Here is a 25,581-nt window from a genome sequence, read left to right on the forward strand (position 1 = left end):
CTTTGAAACTCTTAAATATGTCTATAATTAATATAATAAGGTATGAAACAGAGTATAAAAGAGCGTCTACACGCGCTACGGATGACATTTCATCCTAACCATATCAAAGCGTTCATCATTCCCAGTACCGATCCGCACCTGAGTGAGTATGTAGCTCCTTACTGGATGTCCCGTGAATGGATTTCCGGTTTTACGGGTTCCGCCGGAACAGCCGTTGTCTTAATGGATAAAGCCGGATTGTGGACAGATTCCCGATATTTTCTACAAGCGGAAAAGGAATTAGAAGGCAGCGGTATTACATTATATAAGGAGATGTTACCGGAAACCCCGAGCATCACAGCGTTTCTCTGTCAGAATCTAAAGCCGGGAGAATCTGTGAGCATTGATGGAAAAATGTTTTCTGTGCAACAGGTGGAACAGATGAAGGAGGATCTGGCGCCATATCAGTTACAGATCGATATGTTTGGCGACCCGCTGAAAAGCATATGGAAAGACCGTCCTTCCATGCCCGATGCTCCGGCCTTCATCTATGACGTCAAATATGCAGGAAAAAGTTGTGAGGAAAAAGTTACCGCTATTCGTGCTGAACTGAAAAAGAAAGGTATTTATGCCTTATTCTTGTCCAGTCTGGACGAAATAGCATGGACTCTTAATTTGAGAGGAAGTGATGTACATTGCAATCCGGTTATAGTGAGTTACCTGCTGATTACTCAGGACGATGTGATTTATTTTATCTCGCCGGAGAAGGTTACCCAAGAAGTAAGCGAGTATTTGAAAGAGCAGAAGGTCAGCCTGAAGAGATATGATGAAACAGAGGCTTTTCTGAGTTCTTTTACAGGAGAAAGCATACTCATCGATCCCAGAAGAACGAACTATGCAATTTACACATCCATCAATCCTTCATGTAAGATCATCCGTGGCGAATCCCCCGTGACGTTACTGAAAGCAATTCGTAATGAGCAGGAAATTGACGGCATCCACCATGCGATGCAACGGGATGGTGTGGCACTTGTCAAATTCCTCAAATGGCTGGAAGAATCAGTACCTTCGGGCAAAGAGACCGAATTAAGTGTAGACCGGAAGTTACATGAGTTCCGAGCAGCCCAACCTCTTTATATGGGAGAAAGCTTCGATACAATCGCCGGATACAAAGAGCATGGAGCAATTGTGCACTATTCAGCAACACCGGAAAGCGATGTCACGCTTCAACCAAAAGGTTTCCTTCTGTTGGATTCGGGAGCACAATATTGGGACGGAACTACCGATATCACCCGCACCATTGCATTAGGTGAACTGACGGAAGAAGAAAAAACAGACTATACCTTAATATTAAAAGGTCACATTGCATTGGCAATGGCTAAATTCCCTGCCGGAACACGCGGTGCTCAGCTCGACGTATTGGCCCGTATGCCTATCTGGAGTCATGGAATGAACTTCCTACATGGCACGGGACATGGCGTCGGACATTTTCTGAGTGTTCACGAAGGACCTCAAAGTATCCGTATGAATGAGAATCCTGTTGTGCTGCAACCCGGCATGGTCACTTCCAATGAACCCGGTGTGTATAAAGCAGGCAGCCACGGGATACGCACCGAAAATCTGACGCTGGTCTGCAAAGACAGAGAAGGAATGTTTGGAGAATACCTTAAGTTTGAAACCATCACCCTATGTCCTATCTGCAAGAAAGGTATCATCAAAGAGATGCTGACGGCAGAAGAAATCAAGTGGTTCAATGACTATCATCAAACCGTTTACGATAAACTTTCTCCCAGTCTGAACGAAGAAGAAAAGAAATGGTTGCAAGAAGCAACAGAAGCTATTTAAAACTGTTTCCGTGCGACATCTGAGCCTAACACGAGGGAGGATGTGTCAAAATGGAAAAGTATTCAATAAAAACATCATCAAAAACAATATATTTTATGGCTTTAATCAAATCAGTTCGAGGTTTTACTCCCGAAATTGGAGAGAACTGCTTTTTGGCAGACAATGCAACTATTATAGGAGATGTAAAAATAGGAGATGACTGTAGCATCTGGTTCTGTACAGTATTGCGTGGTGACGTCAATTCTATACGGATAGGCAATGGAGTCAATATTCAAGATGGAACCGTGCTACATACTTTATATGAGAAATCAACCATTGAAATCGGTGATCATGTTTCGGTAGGACATAATGTGACCATTCATGGAGCAACTGTTAAAGATTATGCACTCATAGGAATGGGATCTACCATACTGGATCATGCTATAGTGGGCGAAGGAGCCATCGTTGCCGCCGGCTCTTTGGTATTGAGTAATACAGTAATAGAACCCGGAAGTATCTGGGGCGGAGTACCCGCTAAATTTATTAAGAAGGTAGACCCTGAACAGGCGAAGGAGCTAAACCAAAAAATCGCTCACAATTACCTGATGTATTCTCAATGGTATAAATAGAAAAAACAGCCTTCAGCCCTTTCAGCTTTTCTCGCAAACGACTTGCCAGAAGGGGATAGCGGCTGAAGGCGTGCTTTTACACCCCTTCTCTGACATGCTCTATGAAAGGGTAAATAGTTTCAGCCCCTTCAGCCGGAAAGATAAAATATTCGGAAACTACTAACTTCCGTCTCAATAGAGCCTGTATTGATCCCAAACAAAGGTTCTATCAGGAACAAACAGAACCTCTGTTTGAGGCAAACGAAGCCTCTGTTTTTTTTCTGAACTATAGATCGGTTTATTCATTTTAAATAACCCGGTATACTATCCATTTTCACTTCGGAGGCGGGTAACCTTCATCTCGGTGGTGAATGAAACTCATCTCCGAGCCTACAGAATTCAGCCCGTATGCTAAATGGCTATAACTTGCAGACAAAGTAGCCACAGCCAGTAAATTATGAATTTATATATGACCGAGGCTGAAAGGGGCTGAAACCACTCCCCCCTTCTCTAAGCAATCTGAGAAGGGGTATAAAAGTGTTCCTTCAGCCGCTCCCCCCTTCCGGCAAGTCGTTTGCGAGAAAAACTGAAAGGGCTGAATGCAGAAAGTATCCAAGTAGTAGTATGAACTAATAGCTGTACATCTTTCATTCAAATGTCGTACATCTTCGACTCAAACGTTGTACCAGAATCAAACAACTCAAGTACTTGCCACGAGCAAGTCTTGTACTTATCGGGAAGTACTCTAATACAAGTTTGGCTCCTATCATCTCTTAAACCATATTCATGCAATACCAAGCAGCTATATCAACAAGAACTCTACTATATAATCATATACAAAAAACATGGAAAATACTCATAGAAGATATAGCCGGAGATCACTATTGGCTAAACAAAGAGCAATGGAATTACTTATGGAAGCAGTTTCAGATGACAGGGCTACCGATGTACCTGATAATGGATAAGCAAGGAAACATCGTGAAACGTTTCACTCACATCACAGCTAAAGAGCTGAAAAATTTATTGGAACAAGAAATCAATAAAATATAAAAGCTATAAGCATTCACCGAAAGCAAAACTCCACCTTAAGAAATTCAAGCTGAAAGTTACATAGCCGGAAAACAGCTTTAAAAGAAAATCCCCCTATTTTAGCCTTATCCATAATGGAGTACTAAAATAAGGGGATCATTATTCTTATATATCAATCTCTAAAAGTTAATCATGTGCATAATCTTTTCCGTAGCTCCGGCATTACTGGTCACATAATAACCGGCATTCGCACCGGTTTCACGCATGAAAACATCATCTGTCTGGAATCGGTCCAGCAAGGCTTTGAGTTCATCATAATCCTTTATTGAGTATGCGCCTTTGGCTTCGAGCAATCGGATCGCCTCCATAAACTTTTGATATTTCGGTCCGAAGATGACAGGAATACCATATACAGCCGCTTCCAGCGTATTATGAATGCCGACACCAAAACCACCTCCAATATATGCCACTTCTCCATAACGATAAATAGAAGATAGCAGTCCGAAGCAGTCGATAATCAAACAATCAACTTTCAACACATTCTTTTCGTCAGCACGAGTATAGCGTACATAAGGACGTTTCAACTTACTGATTATTTCCACCAGATGATTTTCATCAATCACATGCGGAGCAATAATCAGCTTCATTTCCGGATGGCTGTTGAAATACTCCAAAAACAAATCCTCATCCGGTCCCCAAGAACTGCCCGCCACAAATGTAAAGGCATTGTCTCCTTTAAACATTTTCACCAGCGGAAGGTCTTTGGCCTCTTCGCGAATCTGCAACACACGGTCGAAACGAGTATCTCCCACCACTGTCACACGACTGATACCAATCTTCGACAAATAGCGTTTGGAGGCCTCATTCTGCACAAACAAATGATCGAAATCTTTCAACACATTGCGATAAGTTCCTCCATACCATTTAAAGAATATCTGATCACGACGGAAAATGGAAGATACGCTATATACTGGAATACGACGTTTATGAAGTTCATCCAGATAATTCTTCCAGAATTCGTACTTGATGAAGAACGCCATGCAAGGGTTTGCAATATCCAGGAACTTCTTCACATTCCGCGGTTTATCAAACGGCAGATAGCATACAATGTCCGCTCCCCGGTAATGCTTGCGCACTTCGTAACCGGAAGGAGAGAAAAAAGTAAGCAATATCTTATAATTGGGATATTTTTCCCGAATCATTTCTATTAATGGACGCCCCTGTTCAAACTCACCGAGCGAAGCAGCATGAAACCAGATATACTGTTCTCCTTTCTCCACTTGTTGACGTAAAAGCTCATATACCACCCAATGCCCCTTCATCATTTTTCGGGGTTTACGGCTAAACGGGGCAGCTAAATGAACCAGAAGGTCATAAATAACTATTGCCAGGTTGTAAAGCATAATTTACAAGTCCTAATTATTTAAGTACCTCTACGGCACGCTTCATACGAGCCAATGTCTCTTCCTTGCCCAGTACCCAAGAGATATCGAACATGTGCGGACCTTTTCCTTCGCCCACCAGCGTCAAACGGAAAGCATTCATTATATTACCCGTGTGGTAACCTTTCTCAGCAATCCAGTCCATCACTACTTTTTCCTGGCCTTCAATGCTGAAATCTTCAATGCCGGCAATGACTTCCGCCAATTCCGTCATACATTTTGCAGAGTCTTCCTTCCAGCGTTTCTTTACTGTCTTTTCGTCATATTCAGCAGGAGCTACAAAGAAGAAGCTACATACATCCCACAGTTCCTTGATAAAACTTACACGATCTTTCATCATACCAACTACCGTAACAACCTTCTCGAAAGGAGCTTCCACGCCATGCTCTTTCAGCACAGGCAGAAACAGTTCGGCAATCTCTTCATTCGGTTTAAGCTGGATATACTGATGATTGAACCAAATACCTTTTTTATAGTCGAATTTAGCCCCCGACTTACTGCAACGATGGATATCGAACAACTGTATCATCTCATCCATAGACATTACTTCCTGATCGTTGCCCGGATTCCATCCCAATAAAGCCAGGAAGTTAATCACCGCTTCGGGCAAATAACCTGATTCACGATATCCGGAAGACACTTCGCCCGATTCCGGACGCCATTCCAACGGGAATACAGGGAATCCCAGGCGGTCGCCGTCACGCTTGCTCAGCTTACCGTTTCCTTCCGGTTTCAGCAGCAAAGGCAGGTGGGCAAATTCCGGCATCGTATCTTCCCAACCGAATGCACGGTATAACAGTACGTGCAACGGAGCTGAAGGCAGCCATTCTTCGCCACGGATTACATGAGACACTTCCATTAAATGGTCGTCTACGATATTGGCAAGATGATAAGTAGGCAATTCATCAGCCGACTTATAGAGCACCTTATCATCCAGAATAGATGAATTAATAACTACTTCACCACGAATCAAGTCATTCACGTGAACATTCTCGTTCGGCTCGATTTTGAAACGAACCACATATTGCTTTCCTTCAGCAATCAATGCGTCCACTTCTTCTTTCGACATCGTCAGAGAATTACGCATCATCCCACGGGTAGATGCATCATATTGGAAGTTAGCAATTTCCGCACGCTTAGCGTCCAGTTCCTCGGGAGTATCAAAAGCTATGTATGCTTTGTCATTGTCCAGCAAAATCTGCACATATTTCTTATAAATTTCGCGACGTTCGGACTGACGGTACGGGCCATGTTCTCCACCGAAGCTCACTCCTTCGTCAAAGTGGATACCCAACCACTTGAATGACTCGAGTATGTACTCTTCCGCTCCCGGAACAAACCGGTTAGAGTCAGTATCTTCAATACGAAAAATCAAGTCTCCGCCGTGTTGACGCGCAAACAGATAATTATACAAAGCTGTACGCACACCGCCGATGTGCAATGCTCCCGTAGGACTCGGAGCAAAACGAACTCTTACTTTTCTTTCTGCCATAATTTGGGTTAGTATAGGTAAATCGTGGCAAAATTAAACCTTTTTTTCCACACTATTGTTTTTTTTTGTACTTTTCGCAAAAATTTCAATGCGTATGGAACATATGAAGAAAAAAAAGAGGTTCTCACGAAGAGATCTATTATATAAATCATTGCTGTTTATAGTCACAGTGACACTGATTGTCTATTTCCTGCCACGTGACGGGAAGTTCAACTATCAGTTTGATATCAACAAGCCTTGGAAGTACGGACAACTGATTGCAACTTTCGACTTTCCGATCTACAAAGACGATGCAGTAGTGAACCGGGAGCAGGATAGTCTGTTGGCTTCCTTCCAACCCTATTATCTGCTCGACAAACAGATTGAAAAAGATGCAATCAGCAAGTTAAAGGAGAATTACCATACTCATCTGAAAGGTATACTCCCTTCCGTAGATTATTTGCGATACATCGAACGGACATTAAAAGAAATATACGGAGCAGGTATCGTATCGACAGAAAACATACAAAAACTCCACAAAGACAGCACATCGGCTATCATGATCATCGATGATAAGCTTGCTAACTCCAAGCCTACCGATAATATATATACGGTCAAGAAAGCCTATGAATACTTGTTATCCGCAGATACGACCCACTTCAACCGTGAGATTCTGAGACAATGTTCCTTAAACGAATATATTACTCCTAATCTTACCTTCGACCAGCAACGGACGCAGACCGCCAAAGAAGAAATGCTTAATAATTATTCCTGGGCAAACGGATTGGTTGTCAGCGGACAGAAAATCATAGATCGCGGAGAAATCATTAGTCCGGAAACTTATAACATACTGGAGTCATTACGCAAAGAGTCCATCAAACGCAGTGAATCCATTGATCAGAGCCGTCTGATTCTTGCCGGACAGATTTTATTTGTCGGCATGCTGATGCTTTGCTTCATGCTCTATCTCGACCTGTTCAGGAAAGATTATTATGAGCGCAAAGGCAGCTTGTCGTTATTGTTTACACTGATTGTGTTCTATAGTGTGGTAACCGCTTTCATGGTAACACACAATATATTCAATGTATATATGATTCCGTATGCGATGCTGCCCATCATCATACGAGTTTTCCTTGATTCGCGAACGGCTTTCCTGACGCATGTCATTACGATATTGATCTGTTCTATATCACTGCGTTTTCCGCATGAGTTCATTCTGACGCAGTTAGCCGCCGGATTAGTTGCCATTTTCAGTTTAAGGGAACTCTCACAGAGATCACAACTCTTCCGTACGGCATTATTGGTGATACTGACTTATGCAGCCATCTACTTCGCTTTTGAGCTAATGACTGAAAACGGACTTGCCAATGACTTTTCGAAACTGAATGTCCGGATGTACACCTATTTCATTATCAATGGTATCCTGCTGCTGTTTACATATCCGCTGTTGTTCCTGTTGGAAAAAACATTCGGCTTTACTTCTAATGTGACTTTGGTCGAGCTTTCAAATATCAACAGCGACCTCCTGCGGCAAATGTCCGAAACAGTGCCCGGAACTTTCCAGCACTCTATGCAAGTAGCCAATCTGGCAGCAGAGGCAGCTATCCGTATCGGAGCGAAAAGTCAATTAGTACGTACCGGAGCCTTATATCATGATATTGGCAAGATGGAGAATCCGGCCTTCTTTACAGAAAACCAGTCGGGAGGAGTCAATCCTCATAAGAATCTGAATTACGAACAGAGTGCTCAGGTCGTGATCAGTCACGTGACAGACGGGTTGAAACTGGCAGACAAACACAATCTGCCGAAAGTAATCAAAGACTTCATCAGCACTCATCATGGACGAGGAAAAACGAAATTCTTCTATATTTCATGGAAAAACGAACATCCGGACGAAGAACCGAATGAGGAGCTGTTCACTTATCCGGGTCCCAACCCTTTCTCAAAGGAGACAGCTATTCTGATGATGGCGGATGCCGTTGAAGCCGCTTCACGCAGCTTACCGGAGTATACCGAAGAAAGTATAAGCAACTTGGTCGACAAAATCATTGACTCCCAAGTTGCAGAAGGTTACTTCAAAGAATGCCCTATTACTTTCAAGGACATTGCGACGATTAAGGCAGTATTCAAAGAAAAGCTGAAGATTGCTTACCACACCCGGATCAGCTATCCTGAGCTAAAGAAGTAAGCAGGCCGGCACAGGCATCTTCGAGCACATCCAGCACATACTCAAATCCTTCGGCCCCTCCATAGTAGGGGTCGGGGACATGATCGGCAGGAATACGGGTACAATACTCCGTCATACGGTGAATCTTTTTCCATTCTTCCATAGAAGGAGCTTTCTCTTTCAGATCGTCTATGTTACGGTCGTCCATGCCAATAATCAAATCAAAATTATAAAAATCCTCCGTTCGTACCGGACGGGAGCGATGAACCAGTTGATAACCACGACGGGCAGCATGGGCACGCATCCGGCTATCCGGCAATTCACCCTGATGATATGACAGGATTCCCGCGGAATCTATCACAAATTCTTTTTCCAGTCCGGCTTCTTTGATCAGGTGAAGCATTACCCCTTCTGCCGTAGAGCTACGGCAGATATTTCCTAAACAGACAAACAGTATTTTCTTCATCATTTACTTTTAATAATTGGCAGAATTAATTCGTCTCTGCTATATCAAAACGAATTCAGTATCTGATTCGCCCGGTTCACGGTAACAGCTGCCGGTATTTCCGGCATGGCCCCCAGTCTGAACGGAGCTAACATTTTCTCTATTTTCTTTAGTCCGGCTTTATCTCCCTTTTTCTCAAATTCCTGGCGGAGAATCGTTATTTTTTCGTGTGCCTGAATACCTTCGATCAAACGTTCGAAACGGATACAGCTACGAGCTCCCGGATATACCAGATAAGTATCTCCAGCCGCCCAGGTACGGAAACGTGAATCAAGCAATGGTTCCAAAGGCCAGCTATTGTATGCCCAGCGCAGATAGCCGTCCAGATGTTTCTTAGAGCAATAGTAACTCATCCAGGCAGCCTCAGCCGGATCGGAAAAGGTGAATGTATTAGGATGTGCTTCCGTACAACAAGTATAATAAGTAGTGCGCTTATTCTCAGCCAAACGACGGAGACGCACCTCTTCCGGGAAGTTCTGACCGATAGTTATGCAATAGTCATATAAATCAGGCTCTATCTCAGCATGATAGTTACCAGCCAGTGATACTTTAAACTCAGGATCTGCTTTACGAATCACCTTCAATGTTTTCTGCATCACCTCCATCGGACGCTCATCCATCGCAATCGTACAAATATCAAACCAGCCTTTCTCTTTCAAATGCTTGGAGAAGGAAGCAAGCATGGCAACCCATATCTCTTCATAAGCAGGTTCCCCCGGTGCTGTCTTCACAAATTGCAATGAATTCGTAGCCTGGTCAAAATACTGGAAAGATAATTCCCAGGGAACCATAGAGTAGCAGTTGATCTGTTTGTCAATACCGACACTCATCATAAATTCTACCCAACGGTCGAAAACGGTATAGTCAAAAGCCCAAGTACCGTCAGCACGTTTCATCCAAGTGACCATCGTGTCAAAATAATCTTCTGTCTGACCGTTCCAGGGCTTATGTGTCAAGGTAGCTGTAATAATCTTCTGTCCGGCATCCGCCAACATTTTCATCAATGGGCGCATAGCGTCCAAATGTTCCTGACTCCACAAGGGAACCTGATAATAACGGGCAACAGCAAACGGGCTCTGCCACAAATCCAGATGATAAGCCCATTCGGACGGTACAGGAAGTTCACGGGAAGAAACTACTATTTCAAGATTAAGCTGCTGCAACAGACGGGAACCGTCTTTTACCAGTAATGCTCCCTTATAAGTTCCGGGAGCAGCGGATTGAGGAATCCAGCATTGCACCCAGATAGGCTGAACCGTACGCGAAGGAAGAGCCAGAGATTTCAGATTCGTGTCAATCGGATCGGCTACCAGCAGTGAATCAAAATCCACAGCCTTTCGGTGCCCACATGCACCTCTGCCGTCCTTATTCAATTCATCGGTCATCACGTAACGGATGAAACCGCCCTTGAATGCTTCGTTCGAAAGAGAATTTCCTTTTTTATCTTTAAAATCAGTAAAGCTGAAGTTCAAGTCTTTCACTTCAGCACCTGTCCATACGACAGCCTGCGCATTTACACGTTCGCCGCGCCAGCCTTTCAAGACTGCAATTTGCTGTTTCTTCAACTGGGGGAGTTTGTGTTTCGCATACCGGACATCGGTAGTTCCCCAGGAAACCTGGGTGGTAATCACTGCTGCCCATTCTTTGTCAGAGGGGGGCGTAGGGTCAGGCAGTTCCTCGTAAGTCTCTATTGGAAATTTCGGTTGCCCCGTAGAGGTTCCACACTGAGTCACTCCTTGTTGAGCAAAAAGAGGACTCACACCAATAAGACATGTTAAGCAATAAATCGTAAGTCGTTTCATGGTTAATTAATTTATAAAGGTTATTATAAGAGAAAATTAGTGAGATCTATATGGAGGGCTACATCGGATCTACATCATAATAGACGATCAGAGACTTATAGCGTTCATCTTCCAGCATCTCTTTCTGAATACGTTGCAGCAATTCGCGTGCACGTCCCATCGGAGCATTCTGTTCGATCTTCAGCACTATCTTTTTTATGAATAAGGTCTGGATACGGGCAACGGGAGGTTTGTCCGGTCCCAATACCCGGTTGCCGAACACCATTCTTAGCTTATCTGCCATGACCGCTGCCATCTGATCCAGCAGTGATTCATTATGGTTCTTCAAATAAACATATACCAACCGATAGTAGGGAGGATAGTGGAACATTTGCCGCTCTGCGAGCTGACCATCCACCATTTCTTCATAATTATTGCCGATAACCTGGTGGATAATAGGATGTTCAATACTCTTCGTTTGCAGCACTACCCGCCCACGTTTATTCTTACGCCCGGCTCGTCCCGCCACTTGTGCCATCAGTTGAAAGGCACGTTCGTAAGAACGGAAATCCGGATAGTTCAACATGGTGTCGGCATTCAGAATACCTACTATACTTACATGGTCAAAGTCCAGCCCTTTCGACACCATCTGCGTACCAATCAGTATATCTGTTTTCCCTTGTTCAAAATCGGCGATAATCTTTTCATAGGCAGCACGGGTACGGGTAGTATCCAGATCCATGCGGGCCACAGCCGCTTCCGGGAAAAGAACCTTAATATCATCTTCAATCTTTTCCGTTCCAAAACCACGATTGACCAGTTCTGTACCTTCGCAGGCGGGACAGGATTTCGGCAGTTGATAGGTATAGCCGCAATAATGGCATGTCAGTTGGTTGATTCCCTTATGATAAGTCAGGCTCACATCGCAGTTCTTACATTTCGGCACCCAGCCGCAAGTACGACATTCTACCATCGGTGCAAATCCGCGGCGATTTTGAAAGAGAATGACTTGTTCTTTCTGCTCCAGTGCCTCTTTCATGTATTGTATCAGCAGCGGTGAGAACTGTCCTACCATCCGCCTCTTGCGATGAAGTTCTTTGATATCTACCGGGATTATTTCCGGTAACTGAATCTCTTTATATCGTTCTTTCAGCTGTACAAATCCATATTTTCCACTGGTAGCGTTCTGCCATGTTTCTATAGAGGGAGTGGCAGTTCCGAGAAGTGTTTTAGCTCCATACATGGCAGCCAGTACGATAGCTGCATTACGTGCATGATAACGGGGAGCCGGATCTTGTTGCTTATATGTATTCTCATGCTCCTCGTCCACAATGACCAATCCCAGATCACGGAAAGGCAAAAATACGGAAGAACGGACCCCCAGAATAATATCATACCCTTTCTCTCCCAGTTGTTTGCGCCAAATCTCTACTCGCTCGGCATCCGGAAACTTGGAATGATAAATCCCCAAACGAGAACCGAATACCCGTTGCAAACGCTCTGTGATTTGAGTTGTCAACGCTATTTCAGGCAAGAGATACAACACTTGTTTTCCCTGACGGATCGTTTCTTCTATCAGATGAATATATACTTCTGTTTTACCACTTGATGTAACTCCATAAAGCAGACAGACATTTTTCTCCTGGAAGGATTGTATGATCTCATCATGTGCCCGCTGCTGAAACTCGTTCAAGGCATTCAACTCAACCACATCTTTCACTTGCTGATTCAACCGACCGACCTCATGAAAGTAAATCTCAAATATCTTTTTTTCCACCAGACCATTCAGAATAGAAGGAGATACACCCGCACGTTGTAAAAGTTCTTTTTTCGAAACTTCTTTTGGCGTTTCTCTTCCTAATATTCCTGAACACTCTACATATTTCATCAGCAACGCCAACTGCTTCGGAGCACGGGACAGGATATCAAACAAGATATGAAGCCTCTTTTCATCAGCAGAGCCCGCTAATCGTACCCTTGCCTCTGTTTTTGGCTTGTAAGTACGACGCAATTCTTCTTTCACAAAAATGGCTTCTTTATCCAGCAGAGATTTAATGACGGTAAGGATATTTTTCATATCACTCTCCTTCTCCAGTTTAGTGACACACTGCTGGGAGTCTACCGAAAGCAAATCAAGAATACGCTGTTCTCTTTCTGACAATGGTGTATCCGCTTCAAAGTCAGAATTATATTCCACGATCGTTTCACTCTCCAACTTCAAGCCGGAAGGAAGTGCCGCTTTATAAACATCTCCTTGCGTACAGAGATAATAATCCGCCAGCCATTCCCAGAATTTAAACTGAGTGGGCAACAAAATAGGAGAAGCATCCAGCAATGCTGATATTTCCTTCACCTCATACTCCGTCGGAGCACAATAATGAACATTACGAACGATAGCTGTATAAAACTTCTTCCGTCCGAAAGGAACTATCACACGACAACCGATCTCGACCTCTTCCGCACATTCATCCGGCAGAGAATAGGTGAAATATTTCGGAAGCGGTAATGGTAATATGACATCTACATACTTTTTCATTGCAAGCACAAAAGTACAATAAAAAAATGGGGATTTAAAAGAGGAAAGAAGAACACTGAAAAGAAAAATTGCCTGAGAACAAGAATCTGAGAAAATAAATTCAGATTCACCGGCTGACACTTTGCACAAAATCCCGGAACAAAAAAGAGCTTCCTTAGATCAGAAGCTCTTTCTTTGATAGTATATAAAGTAACAGATTGCTTAGAAAATATAAGCAACGGATACTTGCCAAGTCTTGGTCTTGTATGAACCTTCAACATCCTCAAAACTAGCAGTCTTACCCAACGGAATGTTATAGTTGGCACCTACCTGTAAATGATTCAGCAACTTCACACCTGCACCGACATTAATGCCTACTTCCGCTTTCTTCTTATCAACCTTTGATGTCTTTTCAAAGTCGAAATAAAAATCAGGACCGGCAGCCACATAAAGACCTAACAGGCTTCCCAAACCAATATTATATTTCAAATTGACCGGAATATCAAGACCGTTCTGCTTAACAGTAGCTTCTTCGCCCCCGTCAGAGATCTTTATACCCCTCTGAGCAAAAAGCAAAGACGCATCTACTCCCAGTCCTACCACCGGAATATTAAACTCCGCCATCGGACCGATAAAGAAGCCTGTAAAATTATCCTTTTTAAAGTTTGTCTTCACATCTGAAAAGCTTGCTTTAGACAAGTTCAAACCACCCTTTACACCAAAATGCAATTGTGCCTGGGCAGGCATTGCCATACCGATACATACGGCAATCATTAAAGCACCAAAAATCTTTTTCATAAATTTACGTGTTTATAATTCGGGACAAAGATATATATTTATAATAAATAAACACAAATTATTGCTCTTTGTTCGTTTCAGAGACATTGTTGTTCATCCAATCCTGCCCCTGTACCTTTATATTTACCAATCAAGAATCACATCTTATCCCGGTCAGCCAGTAAGGTTTCCTTTGCTCCCGTCGTCATTGAAACAATACCATTATTGCAAGTAATAATACCGCTCTCCTTACGTCGCGTCAGCCAGTCAGTAATAAAATCCGGAGCATATCCTCCCGTACTAAATTCACCGTCCAAGGCTATTATTTTTTTATAGGCAGATAAATAATCTTCTTCCGTAGTATCGGGATAGACATTGGTATAAAGCCATAATTGAATGTCGTAAAGCATATAGGAGCGTGTATCGGCATGAAGTGCAAAGAATCCTTTATCAGTTACGATTTCTTCCGATACTTTACGAATCCATCGTTCCGTATCGACGGGATTATCACACTTCGAGCATAAATCAGACAGAAGTGGCGAGAAAGCTGCGGTACGAACTTTTTCCAACTCTTTCCTTTCATCTTCTTCCAACGTATCAAACACTTCTTCGTTGACAAGTCCACGAATAAAATCTTCAAAGTTATCGGCCAGCAAAGTGATATAATAATCATTCTCCTGATCGACATGAACGACTTTCGGTTCTCCCTGCGGACCACACTCCCGATAATCAAGGAAAATCATATCATGCCCGGCAGAAGGACAGTCGCAAATAGCCACTCCAATATCCGGATACCCCCATTCTTCAATCATGAAACGACTTCCGAGTTGTCCGCAAAGAGAATACATCTTATCCTTGTCCATTCCCATAATGCCGGTAATAGCCACATGATCATCCGCCCAACTAGTCGGTTCATCACAAGGAAAACAGACATTGAAAGGTATTCCACCGTTATGCTGTTTCATCAACCAGATATAGGACTCGGGCAGTTTATATCCCAGTTCGCGTTCTACTTCTTCTATCATCTCTTCCGTAGGGAATTCACCAATATATCCATTCTTTGCATATTCGTCATCATCCCAAAAGTCCGTAAAATCAAAATCTTCAAAAGTCCTGTTTTTCATAATCGCTGTTTTTAATTTGTATTCTTTGAGTTTTGCTTTGTGTGTTTACCACTTTTCACGAATATACAAAAAAACAAACATCATCAATTTGTTTCCTTTATTTATTTCATTTTTTTACGAGTACTTTGAAAAACAGAGAGAAAATGGGAAGATGCAAATATCTAACTTCAATGCTTCATCAAGGCCGGACGAGGGGGAGGATTTTATGTAAGAACAAGTATACCCAGTCGTACCAGTGAGATGCACTTAGTGGTACGACTGGGGCAAACGGTTTATACTATTACGAAAACAAATCATTTAATGCCTCACTCATGCTGGGATGAGTAAAAATGAAGTCGCGCAGGAAGGTATAGTCCTGCCCTGCCTTCATGGCGAGGGCGACGATATTAATAACTTCGCTGGAGTCAGGTGCAAACAGCATACAACCCAATATCTTTCCTGTATTCTTATCAATGACAGCTTTCAACAAACCGTCTGTTTCTCCCAAAGTCTTGGCTCTCGGTATCGCCATAACAGGTAACTTCTTTACGATAATATCGAGATTCTGCTTACGGGCCTCCTCCTCATTCAAACCAATACGGGCCAAAGGCGGATCAATAAATACGGAATAACTGACCGGATCACGATCACTTGTTTTTCGTTCCGCCTTTCCGAATAAATCTTCCCGGATAATCCGATAGTCATCCAATGAAATATAAGTAAACTGCAAACCACCTTTCACATCACCCACCGCGCGTATTCGGGGATTCGTTGTTTTCAAATATTCATCTACAATGATAGCTCCACGTGCATCCACTTCTACTCCGGCAGCTTCCAGATGAAGCTCTTTCGTGTTAGGCCTGCGCCCTGTAGCCAACAACACGGCATCGGCTTCAAGTTCAAATGCCTCATCTGTTTGCGAATCAGTGAAAGCAACCATTGCTTTTTCTGATGTATGGTTCACAGACTGCACCTTCGCGTTCATCTTGAAAACAATCCCTTTTTTCTCCAACGTTTCTTTCACACTTGCGGCAATGTCGCGGTCTTCACGGGCTATCAGTTCGGGATAGCTCTCCAGTACCGTTACCTGAGAGCCGAAAGAGGCGTACATAGACGCAAATTCCAGCCCGATATAACCACCGCCGACAATGACGAGATGACGTGGAAGAGCGGTCAGTTCCATGATTGAAGTACTGGTATATACAAAAGGATTATCCACAACTCCTTCAATAGACGGAATCACAGTTTCCGCACCTGTATTGATTATGATTTGTTTGGATGTCAATACTATCTCTTCCGTAGCGGTACGAACAGCAACGGTATCTGCAGAAAGAAAAGAGCCCATACCTGTATAAACCGTCACATTCGGATGATCCGCTAGGTTATGGTAGTTCTTGTTTCTCAGTATACCCGTCACAAAATCTTTCACAGCAATAGCATTACGGTAAAACTCACTTTTTTCTTCAAAAGTGACTCCCACCATACCGGAAGCGATTTTCGCCTGATGCACCAATGTTTTAGTCGGAATACAGCCAATATTGATACACGTACCACCATACATCTTATCAGAACGTTCTATAACAGCAACTTTCTGTCCGCGCTTTGCAAATTCAGCCGCAAGAGTCTTCCCACCTTTGCCGAAACCAATAATAATAACATCAAATGCTTTCATATCTATATATCTTTAATTAGAAATTATCTTATTAATGTCAGTATCTCATTGACATTTGCAAAGGTCGCACCTTTCCGAGAGACTATCAATAACCATTTTACCGGATGAATTGGCAATTGTTCCCGCGAAGAGTTAAATAACTTCGTTTTCAACAAAAAGAAGAGAAGATACAAAGATGTAATCTCATTGTCATTTGCACTTCATCTCAATCCTTTCTCTTTGCATATCTAATTAAGTTAAACAACATATTAAAAGAACAGATGAAACAAGTCAGATGTTTATCTTCCTGCCTGCTAATGTTATCTATCTCGATAGCTTGCAGTTATGCAGCCAACATTCCTTCCAAAAAAGGAATGACAGTAAAAGGTATTGTAACCGATACCCGTAAAAGTCCGATTTCCGGAGTAGTAGTGACCGACGGAGTTCACTTCACTCAAACGGATGAAAAAGGATATTATTATCTTCCATCCGACTTCAACCAATCCAAGTTTGTGTATGTGTCGGTACCGGCAGATTATCAACCCACAGTTAAGAATGCACTTCCTACCGGATACTATGCCCGACTGGATCAATCAAAAAAGACAAACCGACATGATTTCGAATTAGAGAAAAGGACGGCTCCGGATGACAACTTTACTTTCATAGCCATCTCCGACCCACAAGTAAAAAACCAGAAACAACTGGAGCGCTTTCGTATGGAAACCGTACCCGATCTGGAAGCGACCTTACGTACACTCAATGAAAAAGAAGTATACGGTATGATGCTGGGAGATATCGTATGGGATGCGATGCAATTATTCACACCTTACAAAGATGCAATCTCCGGACTGAACCTGACAATGTACCACACCATCGGAAATCATGATTTTGACTTGAAATATGCCGCACTGAGCAATTCACAAAACCCGGACGAATGGGGTGAATATGCGTTTGGCGAGAACTTCGGTCCTACAGACTACTCTTTCAATGTAGGAAAAGTACATATCATTTCAATGAAGGATATCGATTATCACGGACAAAAGAAATATGAAGAGAACTTCACTCCGGCACAGCTTGAATGGTTGAAAAAGGATCTCAGTTATGTCCAACCCGGTTCACTGGTGTTACTGAACGTGCATGCTCCTGTCGCTAATCGTTCTCACAAGGGCGGAGGTAATGCCCGCAATGCTGCCCAGCTCTTTGAGATACTGAAAGGCTATAAGGTGCATATTTTTTCCGGACATACCCATTTCTACGAAAACCGGATTATTACTCCTGATATTTATGAGCATAATATAGGTGCAGCCTGCGGCGCGTGGTGGGCAGGCCATGTGAACCGTTGCGGAGCACCAAACGGCTATTTACTGGTTAATGTACAAGGAGATGACATTTCCTGGCAATATAAAGCAACCGGACGCCCGCTGGACTATCAATTTCGTGTATACAAGCCGGGAGAGTTTCAATCACAGCCGGAGTATCTGGTAGTCAATATATGGGATTATGATCCTGCCTGGACTGTCCAATACTACGAAGACGGAATAGAAAAGAAAGGAGTACTGGAAGCTTTTGATGATGAGGATCAGGATTTCATCACTATGAAGAAAGGAAAAGGGACAGGTTACCATACGCTGCATCTTTTCCGTGTACGTCCATCATCGGACAAGGTGAAGAAAATCGAAATTACAGCGACCAACCGCTTCGGGCAAAGCTTCCGTCAAACAGTTGAGCTATAACGGTCAGTTCTTGTTAACAAGGTTGATACAAATACCATATAACTCCACAAGTGGTACAAAACACAGAGGTCAGCCCGTAGATTCGAGCTGACCTCTCATTTTATTCATATCAATCAATGATTCGGATGAATATCCAGTTTCACCGGCTTAATCATATTCTCCGGTTTTAAGATCGTATCCAGATCCTCTTTAGAGAGAATATTATGTTCCAATACGAGTTCATACACTCCCTTACCGGTCTCCAATGCTTCTTTGGCTATCTTGGTAGAATGTTTGTAGCCAATGACAGGATTCAGTGCAGTCACTACACCTATACTATTATGTACATCCCGACGGCATTTCTCCTCATTGGCAGTGATACCATCGATACACAAAGTACGTAGCGTATCAAAACCGTTCATCAACAAATCCGCAGATTCGAAACAGCATTGTGCCATCACCGGTTCCATTGCATTCAGTTCCATCTGTGCAGCTTCTCCGCTCATAGTCACACAAAGGTCATTTCCTATTACCTTATAAGAGACCTGATTCATCACTTCGGGAATAACAGGGTTTACTTTTCCCGGCATAATGGAAGATCCCGGCTGCATGGCAGGCAGATTAATCTCTCCCAAGCCGCAACGGGGACCGGAGGCCAGTAACCTCAAATCATTACATATCTTATTCATTTTAACAGCTACGCGTTTCATTGCTGACGAATATCCCACCATGCAGGAAGTATCCGAAGTAGCTCCGATCAGGTCATCCGCCAATTTGATATCCAGTCCTGTTATCTTACCCAGAGCAGCAATACATTTCTCCGCATATCCCGGTTCTGCGGTAATTCCGGTTCCGATGGCTGTTGCCCCCATGTTGACCGTCAGAAAATCCTGTGCGGCAAAATCGAGATTCTTCACTTCATGTTCCAGAATGCTGGCAAATCCGTTAAAGGTTTGGCCGAGCGTCATCGGTACGGCATCTTCCAGTTGAGTACGCCCCATCTTAATTATATTCGCAAATTCCTCCCCTTTCTTACGGAAAGACTGAATCAAAGTTTCAAAATGCTTCACTAATTTAAGATGTGTATAGTACAGGCCAATATGAATGGCTGTAGGATAAGCATCATTGGTAGACTGCGAACGGTTCACATGGTCATTAGGCGAGCAGTATTGATACTCTCCGCGTTGATGTCCCATCAGTTCCAGCGCACGATTGGCAATCACTTCATTAGCATTCATGTTGGTAGTAGTTCCGGCTCCGCCCTGAATCATGTCCACCGGAAACTGGTCGCGATACTTTCCTTCCAGTATTTCTTTACAGGCTTTGAGGATAGCATCCGTTTGTTCCTTCGTCAGCAAATCCAATTCACGGTTGGCAATAGCAGCCCCCATTTTTGTGATAGCCAATGCCTGAATAAACAAAGGGTACTCATTCAAATGAAACTTGCTGATGCGAAAGTTTTCAATACCACGGAGTGTCTGTACTCCGTACAATGCACTTTCGGGCACTTCACGACTACCTATCAAGTCGCTCTCTGTTCGAGTTTTTTTTGATAATTCTTGTTTCATATCGGTTGTTTTATAACAATAACACATTCGTTAGTTGATATAATAACCAGCGAAAGATGTTATTGTTTTAATAAATATGCAAAAACTATTCAATAACTTTTTTGTTGTTTATCTTAGAAACAGAGAAAAAACGAAGATAAATCTTTTATCTTTGTTTGAAACTTAAAACAACAAGCGATGATATTACAACTAGCATTTGTTCTGACAGCTATCATTATTGGTGCACGCCTTGGGGGCATCGGACTCGGTGTCATGGGAGGAGTAGGATTGGGAATACTTACGTTCGTCTTTGGTTTACAACCCACCGCACCTCCTATCGACGTTATGTTGATGATTGCCGCCGTCATTTCCGCTGCCTCCTGTATGCAGGCTGCCGGAGGACTCGACTATATGGTGAAACTAGCAGAACATTTGCTGCGCAAAAATCCTTCACACGTCACACTGCTCAGTCCGCTGGTAACTTACCTGTTCACCTTCATAGCCGGAACCGGACATGTAGCTTACTCCGTATTGCCTGTCATTGCAGAGGTAGCCACCGAAACTAAGATTCGTCCGGAACGTCCGCTCGGCATTGCAGTGATCGCCTCACAACAAGCTATTACAGCCAGTCCCATTTCTGCTGCTACGGTAGCTTTACTCGGATTATTGGCCGGCTTTGACATCACTTTGTTCGATATACTTAAAATAACCATTCCTGCCACGATCATAGGTGTGTTGGTAGGTGCTTTATTCTCCATGAAAGTCGGCAAAGAACTGATAGAAGACCCTGAATATCAGAAACGTCTGAAAGACGGTCTTTTCAATGATAAGAAGATAGAGATCAAAGATGTCAGGAACAAACGTTCTGCCATGCTTTCCGTACTCATCTTTATATTGGCGACTGCCTTTATTGTTCTTTTCGGGTCTTTTGAAGGCATGCGCCCCAGTTTCCTGATCGATGGCGAAATCGTCACACTAGGCATGTCTTCCATTATCGAAATCGTCATGCTGTCTGCGGCAGCCATCATCCTGATTGTCACCAAGACGGATGGAATCAAGGCCACGCAAGGTTCTGTATTCCCCGCCGGAATGCAGGCTGTTATCGCCATCTTCGGTATTGCCTGGATGGGCGACACATTCCTTCAGGGCAATATGGCACAACTGACTCTTTCTATCGAAGGGGTTGTACGCCAGATGCCATGGCTGTTCGGTATCGCACTGTTCGTCATGTCTATCCTGTTATACAGTCAGGCAGCCACCGTACGGGCATTGATGCCGTTGGGCATTGCATTGGGAATTTCTCCCTATATGCTGATTGCTTTATTCCCGGCAGTCAACGGATATTTCTTTATCCCGAACTACCCGACTGTAGTAGCAGCCATTAATTTCGACCGCACCGGGACAACAAAAATCGGCAAATATGTGTTGAATCATTCGTTTATGATGCCCGGACTGGTATCTACTGTAGTCGCTATTGCTTTAGGGCTACTTTTTATACAAATATTCTAATATATTATTAACCTAAACTCATTTCAGTTATGAAACAATTCAAGAAATTAGGTCTGGTAGTAGTCACACTACTATTGTCCGCAACAATGGCACTTGCCGCAAAACCGAATATCCATATTCTTGCCACCGGAGGAACCATTGCCGGCACGGGAAGCTCGGCTACAGGTACCAGCTATACGGCAGGGCAAGTTGCTATCAGCGCATTGCTTGATGCAGTCCCCGAAATTAAAGATATCGCCAACGTAACCGGCGAACAGATTGTAAGAATCGGTTCACAGGACATGAATGACGAAGTCTGGCTGACACTCGCCAAGAAAATTAATGAGTTATTAAAACGACCGGATATCGACGGAATCGTGATCACTCACGGAACGGATACAATGGAAGAAACTGCTTATTTTCTGAATCTGACCGTTAAAAGTGACAAACCGGTTATATTGGTAGGTGCCATGCGTCCATCCACAGCATTAAGTGCTGATGGACCGCTGAATCTTTATAATGCCGTAGTTACTGCCGCCGCCAAAGAATCGAAAGACAAAGGAGTATTGGTTGCCATGAATGGTCTGATTCTGGGTGCAGAAAGCGTTGTTAAAATGAACACAGTCGATGTACAAACTTTCCAAGCTCCTAACTCCGGTGCATTGGGATATGTGCTGAACGGAAAAGTATTTTATAACCAGATCACTCTGAAGAAACATACCACACAATCGGTATTCGACGTAACACGCCTTACTTCATTACCGAAGGTCGGTATCGTATACAGCTATTCTAATATCGAAGCTGATATAATGACTCCATTCCTCAACAATGGATACAAAGGAATCATCCATGCAGGAGTCGGAAACGGCAATATCCACAAAAATATATTCCCGTCATTGATAGACGCCCGCAGAAAAGGAATTGTAGTTGTTCGCTCCTCTCGTGTACCGACAGGTCCTACCACGCTCGATGCTGAAGTAGATGACGCCAAGTATCAGTTTGTTGCTTCCCAGGAACTGAATCCGCAAAAATCACGTGTACTGTTAATGCTTGCACTGACCAAAGCCACGGACTGGAAACAAATTCAGGAATACTTTAACGAATACTAAAAACCGGACCAACTTATGAAAAAACTAATGCTTATGCTACTCCTCGCGGGTAGCATACAGGCTATATATGCCCAAACGACAGAGAAGAAAGATAAATTCTCCCCCAATACTCCCCTTTTTGAGAAACTGACAGATGTAAAAAAGAAAACGGATAAGTTTAACTTATACCTGAATATGCAAGGAAGCTTCGACGCTCATTTCCAGAACGGATTTCAGGAAGGCGACTTCAATATGCATCAACTACGCATCGAAGCAAAAGGAAATATCAACAACTGGCTTTCTTACCGCTATCGCCAGCGCCTCAACCGTTCGAACGACGGAAACAACATGATAGACAACCTCCCGACCTCCATCGACTGGGCAGGTATCGGCATCAAACTCAATGATAAGTTCAATCTGTTTGCCGGTAAGCAAAGTGCCAACTATGGCGGCTTTGAGTTCGATCTGAATCCGATTGATGTCTATCAATACAGCGATATGATTGATTATATGAGTAACTTCCTGACCGGTCTGAATGTCGGTTATAATATGACTCCGGACCAGCAACTTAATCTACAGATATTGAACAGCCGCAACAGTTCCTTCGACAACACTTATGGCATCACAGAGGATGCGGAAGGCAATCTTCCCGATTTGAAATCCGGAAAAATGCCATTGGTCTACACCTTAAACTGGGTTGGCAATTTTAATAATGTATTTAAAACCCGCTGGTCCGCTTCTGTCATGAACGAGGCCAAAGACCACAATATGTATTACTATGCCGTAGGAAATGAATTGAATCTGGGAAAATGGAATGCTTTCATTGATTTTATGTACTCAAAAGAGGATATTGACCGCAAAGGGATTATCACAAACATCGTCGGTCGTCCGGGCGGACATAATGCGTTTGACACAGGCTATTTATCAGTAGTAGCCAAATGTAACTACCGTTTCCTCCCGAAATGGAATGCATTCGTAAAAGGAATGTATGAAACGGCTTCTGTAACCAAAGCCTCCGAAGGAATAGAAAAAGGAAACTACCGTACTTCCTGGGGATATCTCGCAGGTATCGAATTTTATCCGATGGAAACAAACCTGCATTTCTTCGTAACCTATGTAGGGCGTTCTTACGACTTCACCTCGCGTGCCAAAGTGCTGGGACAAGAAAACTACAGTACCAACCGGATTTCTGTAGGTTTCATCTGGCAGATGCCGGTCTTTTAAGCTCATCACAAAATAAAAAAATACCCGACAGTTTTTGAACAGCTGTCGGGTATTTTTTATATGTTCGGTTTCTTTTCTAAATCAATACTCTTCCTCATTGAAAAAGAAATCTTCTTTACTAGGATAATCCGGCCAAATATCTTCGATACTCTCATAGATTTCGCCCTCATCTTCCATCTCTTGCAGATTCTCTATAACTTCAAGAGGAGCACCCGAACGCATAGCATAATCAATCAATTCGTCCTTGGTTGCCGGCCAGGGAGCATCTTCCAGTTTTGATGCTAATTCCAATGTCCAATACATAATCTTGAGTATTAAAAGTGAATACTAATTTTCTTATTTTTTATTTTCCGGCAAAAGTATAATAAAATCTATCATTTCCAACTATTATCCCAGAATATTTCACTATTTTGTTCATCAAAATTAATTTTTCGGGATAAAACAAACAAATAATCTGATAATCTGTTGACAAAAGCTAATACTTCCGGAGATATTGTACAAGTTTCGGATAAGGTCAGGATACGCCGTTCAGCCCTCCGGCAGATAGTACGGCAAACATGACAAACAGCTGCCCCGCGGCTTCCTCCCGGAATAATAAAGGCACAGAGTTCCGGAAGTTGCTCATCCAGCTTATCAATTTCCTGTTCAATGCGTTCTATATCTTCTAAAGTAATAATACTGGCTGGCTTCAACTGAGTTTTTTCCTGATCGGTTGCCAGATGCGAACCGATAGCAAACAACTTGTGCTGTATGCCCAATATAAAATCCCGATCCGACTCATCCAACAAATAAGTATGTAACCATCCTAAATGCGAGTTCAATTCATCGATTGTCCCATAAGCTTCCAAACGGATATGGGTCTTCGACACGCGGCTTCCGCCAACGAGGCTGGTGGTTCCTTTGTCCCCAGTCTTTGTATATACAAGGCTCTTTTTCATAAACGTCTATTTTTCATTATTACTATATATAAGATTAACGTATGAGGCTTCTCAGAAGTTGACAATATAATGCTGTTTTATTTTTGTTGTATCAAAAAAAAGCAGACCTAAATCATACAAATCAAAAGTGATTCCCACCCTGTCATCCTTTTGCACCCGTTCCCATAACATCCTCATCGATTTAGAATAATGAATGCCATGAATGACAAATACACTTTCTGAAGTTGTACGGCGTGCACAAACCTTAAAAACCTCCTCCAGCATTTCAGAGTTCTGATAATCATTCAGATATAGAAAATCAACCGGAACACCAGCATCCAGAAACAACTCCGACAGGTCGGGAGCAAAAAGATACCCGGCAGTGGGTTTGGCCGACTGCAGATACAGAGAAGATATGGAAGGCCGCCCCACCTCTATAATAGTAGCCGGCTGCACTCTATTCACCAGCCGGAACAGGAAACGGTTGACTTTTTGTATTCCTTTGCACCGTCCCTGTTCTTTTATCATCTTCTTCTGTTCTTCTTTCAATGAAAAGTAAGCATAATAAGGCATCTTTTCATAAATCACATCTGTAATCAAGCTAAAAGCAAACGGCGAGTGTACGCCATATCCACAACGATAGCGGAAACGGGAAAGCCAGATAAAGGGTCGTTTTAAACAAAGTAGAAGATTCATACAACAATTATTCGTTTTCATTCGTAGCACAAAGATATGTTTTTTTATCGCATAGAA

General features: G+C 43.0%; 20 protein-coding genes. 8 read left to right on the top strand and 12 right to left on the bottom strand.

What is annotated here, in order from left to right:
• Positions 1–42 precede the first annotated feature (42 nt).
• From BLW31_RS16830 to BLW31_RS16840, 3 genes are all read left to right on the top strand, one after another.
• The gene (locus BLW31_RS16830; protein WP_022300898.1) at positions 43–1,824 is read left to right on the top strand and encodes an aminopeptidase P family protein; all 1,782 of its coding nucleotides are present in this window, start codon (positions 43–45) and stop codon (positions 1,822–1,824) included.
• A 95-nt stretch (positions 1,825–1,919) separates the two neighbouring features.
• Complete coding sequence (locus tag BLW31_RS16835; RefSeq protein WP_010535566.1) at positions 1,920–2,432, top strand: gamma carbonic anhydrase family protein; 513 nt, start codon at positions 1,920–1,922, stop codon at positions 2,430–2,432.
• A gap of 765 nt (positions 2,433–3,197) precedes the next feature.
• A complete protein-coding gene (locus BLW31_RS16840; protein ID WP_010535567.1) occupies positions 3,198–3,461 on the top strand; it encodes a TlpA family protein disulfide reductase in 264 nt (87 codons plus the stop codon).
• Between the two features lie 158 nt (positions 3,462–3,619).
• Here BLW31_RS16840 and BLW31_RS16845 read toward each other — a convergent pair whose 3' ends face one another.
• On the bottom strand, positions 3,620–4,843 hold the full coding sequence (locus BLW31_RS16845; protein ID WP_010535568.1) for a 3-deoxy-D-manno-octulosonic acid transferase: 1,224 nt from the start codon (positions 4,841–4,843) through the stop codon (positions 3,620–3,622).
• 16 nt (positions 4,844–4,859) lie between these two features.
• Positions 4,860–6,374 carry a glutamate--tRNA ligase gene (gene gltX / locus BLW31_RS16850; protein ID WP_010535569.1) on the bottom strand — a complete coding sequence of 505 codons (1,515 nt, stop codon included), beginning with the start codon at positions 6,372–6,374 and terminating at the stop codon, positions 4,860–4,862.
• Positions 6,375–6,468: 94 nt separating this feature from the next.
• Between gltX and BLW31_RS16855 the strand changes: the two genes are divergently transcribed.
• The gene (locus tag BLW31_RS16855) at positions 6,469–8,541 is read left to right on the top strand and encodes an HD family phosphohydrolase (RefSeq protein WP_010535570.1); all 2,073 of its coding nucleotides are present in this window, start codon (positions 6,469–6,471) and stop codon (positions 8,539–8,541) included.
• Here the strand turns inward: BLW31_RS16855 and BLW31_RS16860 are convergent.
• The 6 genes from BLW31_RS16860 to BLW31_RS16885 all read right to left on the bottom strand — a co-directional run bounded on the left by BLW31_RS16860 (position 8,516) and on the right by BLW31_RS16885 (position 16,873).
• Positions 8,516–8,986 carry a low molecular weight protein-tyrosine-phosphatase gene (locus BLW31_RS16860; RefSeq protein ID WP_029425060.1) on the bottom strand — a complete coding sequence of 157 codons (471 nt, stop codon included), beginning with the start codon at positions 8,984–8,986 and terminating at the stop codon, positions 8,516–8,518. The genes BLW31_RS16855 and BLW31_RS16860 overlap by 26 nt on opposite strands.
• Before the next feature lie 44 nt (positions 8,987–9,030).
• Complete coding sequence (locus BLW31_RS16865) at positions 9,031–10,827, bottom strand: DUF4091 domain-containing protein (protein WP_010535572.1); 1,797 nt, start codon at positions 10,825–10,827, stop codon at positions 9,031–9,033.
• A gap of 58 nt (positions 10,828–10,885) precedes the next feature.
• Entirely contained in the window at positions 10,886–13,342 is a 2,457-nt protein-coding gene (priA, locus tag BLW31_RS16870) for a replication restart helicase PriA (protein WP_010535573.1), read from the bottom strand.
• A gap of 201 nt (positions 13,343–13,543) precedes the next feature.
• Positions 13,544–14,119 carry a porin family protein gene (locus tag BLW31_RS16875; RefSeq protein WP_010535574.1) on the bottom strand — a complete coding sequence of 192 codons (576 nt, stop codon included), beginning with the start codon at positions 14,117–14,119 and terminating at the stop codon, positions 13,544–13,546.
• A 137-nt stretch (positions 14,120–14,256) separates the two neighbouring features.
• The gene (locus tag BLW31_RS16880) at positions 14,257–15,222 is read right to left on the bottom strand and encodes an SMI1/KNR4 family protein (RefSeq protein WP_010535575.1); all 966 of its coding nucleotides are present in this window, start codon (positions 15,220–15,222) and stop codon (positions 14,257–14,259) included.
• A 280-nt stretch (positions 15,223–15,502) separates the two neighbouring features.
• Positions 15,503–16,873, bottom strand: a complete 1,371-nt coding sequence (locus BLW31_RS16885) for an FAD-dependent oxidoreductase (RefSeq protein WP_010535576.1) — start codon at positions 16,871–16,873, stop codon at positions 15,503–15,505.
• A 260-nt stretch (positions 16,874–17,133) separates the two neighbouring features.
• Between BLW31_RS16885 and BLW31_RS16890 the strand changes: the two genes are divergently transcribed.
• Positions 17,134–18,585 (top strand): calcineurin-like phosphoesterase C-terminal domain-containing protein, encoded by a 1,452-nt coding sequence (locus BLW31_RS16890; protein WP_010535577.1) that lies wholly within the window; start codon positions 17,134–17,136, stop codon positions 18,583–18,585.
• 113 nt (positions 18,586–18,698) lie between these two features.
• Here BLW31_RS16890 and BLW31_RS16895 read toward each other — a convergent pair whose 3' ends face one another.
• On the bottom strand, positions 18,699–20,132 hold the full coding sequence (locus tag BLW31_RS16895) for an aspartate ammonia-lyase (protein WP_010535578.1): 1,434 nt from the start codon (positions 20,130–20,132) through the stop codon (positions 18,699–18,701).
• A 177-nt stretch (positions 20,133–20,309) separates the two neighbouring features.
• Here BLW31_RS16895 and BLW31_RS16900 point away from each other — a divergent pair, with 177 nt between their 5' ends.
• From BLW31_RS16900 to BLW31_RS16910, 3 genes are read left to right on the top strand one after another with little or no spacing between them, the layout of a single operon-like run.
• On the top strand, positions 20,310–21,620 hold the full coding sequence (locus BLW31_RS16900) for an anaerobic C4-dicarboxylate transporter family protein (RefSeq protein ID WP_010535579.1): 1,311 nt from the start codon (positions 20,310–20,312) through the stop codon (positions 21,618–21,620).
• Between the two features lie 29 nt (positions 21,621–21,649).
• Complete coding sequence (gene ansB / locus BLW31_RS16905; RefSeq protein WP_010535580.1) at positions 21,650–22,708, top strand: L-asparaginase 2; 1,059 nt, start codon at positions 21,650–21,652, stop codon at positions 22,706–22,708.
• A 15-nt stretch (positions 22,709–22,723) separates the two neighbouring features.
• The gene (locus BLW31_RS16910) at positions 22,724–23,911 is read left to right on the top strand and encodes a porin (RefSeq protein WP_022300889.1); all 1,188 of its coding nucleotides are present in this window, start codon (positions 22,724–22,726) and stop codon (positions 23,909–23,911) included.
• Positions 23,912–23,992: 81 nt separating this feature from the next.
• Here BLW31_RS16910 and BLW31_RS16915 read toward each other — a convergent pair whose 3' ends face one another.
• The 3 genes from BLW31_RS16915 to BLW31_RS16925 form a co-directional block, all read right to left on the bottom strand.
• Positions 23,993–24,214 (bottom strand): DUF2795 domain-containing protein, encoded by a 222-nt coding sequence (locus tag BLW31_RS16915; protein WP_002558131.1) that lies wholly within the window; start codon positions 24,212–24,214, stop codon positions 23,993–23,995.
• Positions 24,215–24,285: 71 nt separating this feature from the next.
• Positions 24,286–24,849 (bottom strand): cob(I)yrinic acid a,c-diamide adenosyltransferase, encoded by a 564-nt coding sequence (locus BLW31_RS16920; protein ID WP_010535582.1) that lies wholly within the window; start codon positions 24,847–24,849, stop codon positions 24,286–24,288.
• Positions 24,850–24,900: 51 nt separating this feature from the next.
• Entirely contained in the window at positions 24,901–25,524 is a 624-nt protein-coding gene (locus BLW31_RS16925) for a hypothetical protein (RefSeq protein WP_022300888.1), read from the bottom strand.
• Positions 25,525–25,581: the final 57 nt, after the last annotated feature.

The organism is Bacteroides faecis MAJ27, assembly GCF_900106755.1.
Classification (GTDB): Bacteria; Bacteroidota; Bacteroidia; order Bacteroidales; family Bacteroidaceae; genus Bacteroides; species Bacteroides faecis.

Coding starts and splice junctions, on each gene's coding strand:
- BLW31_RS16925 (WP_022300888.1), bottom strand. CDS start 25,524: ATGAATCTTCTACTTTGTTTAAAACGACCCTTTATCTGGCTTTCCCGT.
- BLW31_RS16920 (WP_010535582.1), bottom strand. CDS start 24,849: ATGAAAAAGAGCCTTGTATATACAAAGACTGGGGACAAAGGAACCACC.
- priA (WP_010535573.1), bottom strand. CDS start 13,342: ATGAAAAAGTATGTAGATGTCATATTACCATTACCGCTTCCGAAATAT.
- BLW31_RS16855 (WP_010535570.1), top strand. CDS start 6,469: ATGGAACATATGAAGAAAAAAAAGAGGTTCTCACGAAGAGATCTATTA.
- BLW31_RS16860 (WP_029425060.1), bottom strand. CDS start 8,986: ATGAAGAAAATACTGTTTGTCTGTTTAGGAAATATCTGCCGTAGCTCT.
- BLW31_RS16835 (WP_010535566.1), top strand. CDS start 1,920: ATGGCTTTAATCAAATCAGTTCGAGGTTTTACTCCCGAAATTGGAGAG.
- BLW31_RS16875 (WP_010535574.1), bottom strand. CDS start 14,119: ATGAAAAAGATTTTTGGTGCTTTAATGATTGCCGTATGTATCGGTATG.
- BLW31_RS16915 (WP_002558131.1), bottom strand. CDS start 24,214: ATGTATTGGACATTGGAATTAGCATCAAAACTGGAAGATGCTCCCTGG.
- BLW31_RS16845 (WP_010535568.1), bottom strand. CDS start 4,843: ATGCTTTACAACCTGGCAATAGTTATTTATGACCTTCTGGTTCATTTA.
- BLW31_RS16890 (WP_010535577.1), top strand. CDS start 17,134: ATGAAACAAGTCAGATGTTTATCTTCCTGCCTGCTAATGTTATCTATC.
- BLW31_RS16830 (WP_022300898.1), top strand. CDS start 43: ATGAAACAGAGTATAAAAGAGCGTCTACACGCGCTACGGATGACATTT.
- ansB (WP_010535580.1), top strand. CDS start 21,650: ATGAAACAATTCAAGAAATTAGGTCTGGTAGTAGTCACACTACTATTG.
- BLW31_RS16895 (WP_010535578.1), bottom strand. CDS start 20,132: ATGAAACAAGAATTATCAAAAAAAACTCGAACAGAGAGCGACTTGATA.
- BLW31_RS16840 (WP_010535567.1), top strand. CDS start 3,198: ATGCAATACCAAGCAGCTATATCAACAAGAACTCTACTATATAATCAT.
- gltX (WP_010535569.1), bottom strand. CDS start 6,374: ATGGCAGAAAGAAAAGTAAGAGTTCGTTTTGCTCCGAGTCCTACGGGA.
- BLW31_RS16900 (WP_010535579.1), top strand. CDS start 20,310: ATGATATTACAACTAGCATTTGTTCTGACAGCTATCATTATTGGTGCA.
- BLW31_RS16885 (WP_010535576.1), bottom strand. CDS start 16,873: ATGAAAGCATTTGATGTTATTATTATTGGTTTCGGCAAAGGTGGGAAG.
- BLW31_RS16910 (WP_022300889.1), top strand. CDS start 22,724: ATGAAAAAACTAATGCTTATGCTACTCCTCGCGGGTAGCATACAGGCT.
- BLW31_RS16865 (WP_010535572.1), bottom strand. CDS start 10,827: ATGAAACGACTTACGATTTATTGCTTAACATGTCTTATTGGTGTGAGT.
- BLW31_RS16880 (WP_010535575.1), bottom strand. CDS start 15,222: ATGAAAAACAGGACTTTTGAAGATTTTGATTTTACGGACTTTTGGGAT.